At 56.5% G+C, this 1,003-nt stretch carries 1 protein-coding gene; it reads right to left on the reverse strand.

Translation table 11 applies throughout. The annotated features are described in order from the left end of the window. A partial coding sequence (gene puuE, locus AC1DRJ_RS29485; protein ID WP_477805231.1) for an allantoinase PuuE occupies positions 1 to 845 on the reverse strand: 845 nt, incomplete at its 3' end. Between the last annotated feature and the right edge of the window lie 158 nt (positions 846 to 1,003).

Below are 1,003 nucleotides of genomic sequence, written 5' to 3' on the forward strand. Positions count from 1 at the left end.
TGACTTTTAGCGTATTCGATAAAGCGTTTGAGCGAAGCCAGACGCGCCGGACGGCCGATCAGACGGCAGTGCAGACCGATCGAGAGCATCTTCGGTGCTTCGGCGCCTTCAGCGTAAAGCACATCGAAGGCGTCCTTGAGGTATTCAAAGAAATCGTCGCCCTTGTTGAAACCCTGGACCTGGGTGAAACGCATGTCGTTGGTGTCCAGGGTGTACGGGATCACCAGGTGCGGCTTACCGGTCGGGTTGTTCGGTTCCCAGTAGGGCAGGTCGTCATCGTAGGTGTCGCAGTCATAAAGGAAACCGCCTTCTTCCATCACCAGGCGACGGGTGTTCGGGCCGGTGCGGCCGGTGTACCARCCCAGCGGGCGTTCACCGGTGATTTCGGTCAGGACGCGGATCGCTTCGAGCATGTGCTCGCGTTCCTGCGCTTCGTCCATGTACTGGTAGTCGATCCAGCGATAGCCGTGGCTGCAGATCTCATGGCCGGCATCGACCATCGCGCGGATCACGTCCGGGTGGCGCTGGGCGGCCATGGCTACGGCGAAGATGGTCAACGGAATATCGAATTCCTTGAACAGTTTCAGAATCCGCCACACGCCGGCGCGGCTGCCATACTCGTAAAGGGATTCCATGCTCATGTTGCGCTCGCCTTGCAGCGGCTGGGCGGAAACCATTTCTGAAAGGAAGGCTTCGGACTCTTTATCGCCGTGCAGGATATTGCGCTCGCCGCCTTCTTCGTAATTGAGTACGAAAGACAAGGCGATGCGGGCATTGCCCGGCCAGTGTGGGTGAGGAGGGTTACTGCCGTAACCGATCAGGTCGCGTGGGTAGTCAGCGCTCACTGCAGTCTTCCTTCTTATTCGTGTCGACGTGTTCAAGGTTGTGTGGCGGCCTTGCGATGAGGTATCAGGCTGGCGTCACTGCGATGGAGTGATTGTATACAACTTTATATTAAATTTGTAAGCCCGTTTTTTTGCATTTTTCTCGAACAGTCATGAAT

The organism is Pseudomonas sp. P5_B2 (assembly GCF_056400445.1).